2 protein-coding genes are annotated in these 2521 nt (G+C 48.6%); both read right to left on the minus strand.

Translation table 11 applies throughout. The annotated features are described in order from the left end of the window. A complete protein-coding gene (locus tag ABLT31_RS38260; RefSeq protein WP_367760955.1) occupies positions 1–1461 on the minus strand; it encodes a CoA-acylating methylmalonate-semialdehyde dehydrogenase in 1461 nt (486 codons plus the stop codon). 33 nt (positions 1462–1494) lie between these two features. After that, positions 1495–2505 carry a 5-dehydro-2-deoxygluconokinase gene (gene iolC / locus ABLT31_RS38265; RefSeq protein WP_367760956.1) on the minus strand — a complete coding sequence of 337 codons (1011 nt, stop codon included), beginning with the start codon at positions 2503–2505 and terminating at the stop codon, positions 1495–1497. Positions 2506–2521 lie beyond the last annotated feature (16 nt).

The raw sequence follows: 2521 nt of genomic DNA on the forward strand, positions 1-2521 counted from the left end.
TTACCAGCGAGCGGTCAGCATTTTCTTTCTCGTATAGAACTCTACTCCATCCGGACCATTGGCATGTAAGTCACCATAGAAGGAATTCTTCCATCCGGAGAAGGGGAAGAAGGCCATCGGAGCGGGAACACCCAAGTTGATTCCTAGCATCCCTGCTTCAATTTCTTCACGGAACTTGCGTACATTGCTTCCATCTTGCGTGTACAGGCATGCGCCATTGGCAAATTCGGATTCATTGGTCAAAGCAATGGCATCATCTAACGTTTCCACGCGAATCACAGACAGTACCGGAGCAAAGATTTCTTCTTTCCAAATGGTCATATCGGTAGTCACGTTATCAAATAGAGTCGGTCCGACAAAATAACCCTCTCCATTCGCAGCTTCATCCTTGCGTCCGTCGCGAATCAAGGTCGCTCCTTCATTTACTCCCGATTCAATATACTGGATCGTTTTCGCTTTATGAGAATCACGGATGACGGGCCCAAGGAATACGCCTTCTTCCATGCCGTTGCCAATCTTAATCTGATTGGCAGCCTCTACTAATCTATCAATGAGTTTATCTGCTACATCTCCAACAGCTACGACGACTGCTGCAGCCATACATCTTTCCCCAGCGGAACCGTAAGCCGCACTGATGATTTCTTTCGTTGCCAGATCTAAATTGGCATCAGGCATGACGATCGAATGGTTTTTCGCTCCGGCCAAAGCTTGAACCCGCTTGCCGAAGGATGTGCCTGTGCGGTATACGTATTCTGCAACAGGCTGGGATCCGACAAAAGAAATTCCTTTTACATCTTTGTTTTCTAGTAATTCGTTCACCACATCATGTGCTCCGTGAACGATATTCAACACGCCATCTGGAAGACCGGCTTCTTGGAATAATTCAGCCAAACGGTTGGCCAGCAATGGCGTACGCTCGGATGGCTTCAGCACGAACGTATTTCCGCAAGCGATTGCAAGCGGGAACATCCAGCAAGGAACCATCATCGGGAAGTTGAACGGAGTGATTCCTCCAATGACGCCAATCGGATAGCGATACATGCCGGATTCCACGTTAGTCGCGATATCGGGAAGCTGCTTCCCCATCATTAAGGATGGAGCACCTGCGGCAAATTCGACGCACTCGATTCCGCGCTGAACTTCTCCGTAGGCTTCGCCGTAGCTTTTTCCGTTTTCTAAGGTAACAAGACGAGCAAGCTCTTCCCAGTTTTCGACCAGCAATTGCTGATACTTGAAGAGGATGCGGGCACGGCGAGGAACGGCCGTCTTGCCCCATGTTTTAAACGCTTCTTTCGCTACTTTAACCGCATGGGCCACATCTTCCCGGCTGGAAATCGGCACATGTGCCAACAATTCCCCTGTAGCTGGATTAGGAACGATATCGGTCTTGCCGGAAGTCGCTTCGATCCATTGGCCTCCGACGAAATTTTTCAAGGTTTGGACGGTTGTTGTTGTAGTCATTGTGTTTCCCCTCTCGATGTGTATTGGTCTTACTTATTTCGCTACGAATAGCCCGTTTTTGCAGGTTTCGATATATTGGTCCACTTGATCGGCCGTTGGCATCGCATCGGAGCAGCTGTGGCTGGAAATCACGATGGATGCGGCAGCTGCCCCATATTCCATGGCTTTCGGGATCTCCCACCCTTTCATCAAGCCGTGGATAAAGCCCGCTGCATAGGAATCTCCTGCACCAAACGTCTTAATCACATTGGCTGGAAAGGTGGTTCCCTTAAAGCTTTCGCCTTCTTTCGTGTAGGCAATGGATCCATCCTTTCCATGCTTGATGACGACGATCTTCGCATGATAATCGAACCATTTTTTCGCTGTGTAGTAGTCGTCCTTATCGGGATTATGCTCGAAGCATTCCATCATATCGAATTCTTCTCTCGTGCCGATAATGACATCGCACTTTTCAGCAGCCAAGTTATAGTACACGGCGGTCTCTTCCGGAGAAGTCCAGGTGTACGGTCGATAGTCAATATCAAAGAAGACGACGGTTCCGTGCTTTCGCGCATAATCAAGAGCTAAGAATACCGCTTCTCTTGATGGGCTTTTCGCTAAAGCCGTGCCGGAGATCAACAGTGCTTTTGCATTTTTGATATATTCTTCGCCGACATCCCGGGGCTCCAGCTTCAAATCCGCTGCGTTGTCACGATACATTAAGATGCTGCAATCGGTTGGGCTTTTGATTTCCGTGAAAGCAAGCCCTGTCACACTGCCCGATAGATCGGTAACCACACCGTTGGTATCAATCTGATTATGGTTGAGATAATCGACAATGAAACGACCCATTTGATCATTAGCCACACGGCCAATGAACCCTGTCTTCATGCCCAACCGGGACAAACCGATAGCGATGTTCGCGGGAGAGCCCCCTACGTACTTGGTGAACGTGATCGTTTGTTCCATAGGACGATTGATTTCATTGGCATTCAAGTCGATGCACAAGCGCCCCATGGCGATAAAATCGAGTGATTTATTTGAGTCAAACGTTAAGTTATTCATCTTCAGTTCCTGCCTT

It is taken from the genome of Ammoniphilus soli, assembly GCF_040813775.1.

What these genes read in the sequence shown, in the direction of transcription:
- ABLT31_RS38260 (WP_367760955.1), bottom strand. Translation starts at nt 1,461, where the DNA reads ATGACTACAACAACAACCGTCCAAACCTTGAAAAATTTCGTCGGAGGC.
- iolC (WP_367760956.1), bottom strand. Translation starts at nt 2,505, where the DNA reads ATGAATAACTTAACGTTTGACTCAAATAAATCACTCGATTTTATCGCC.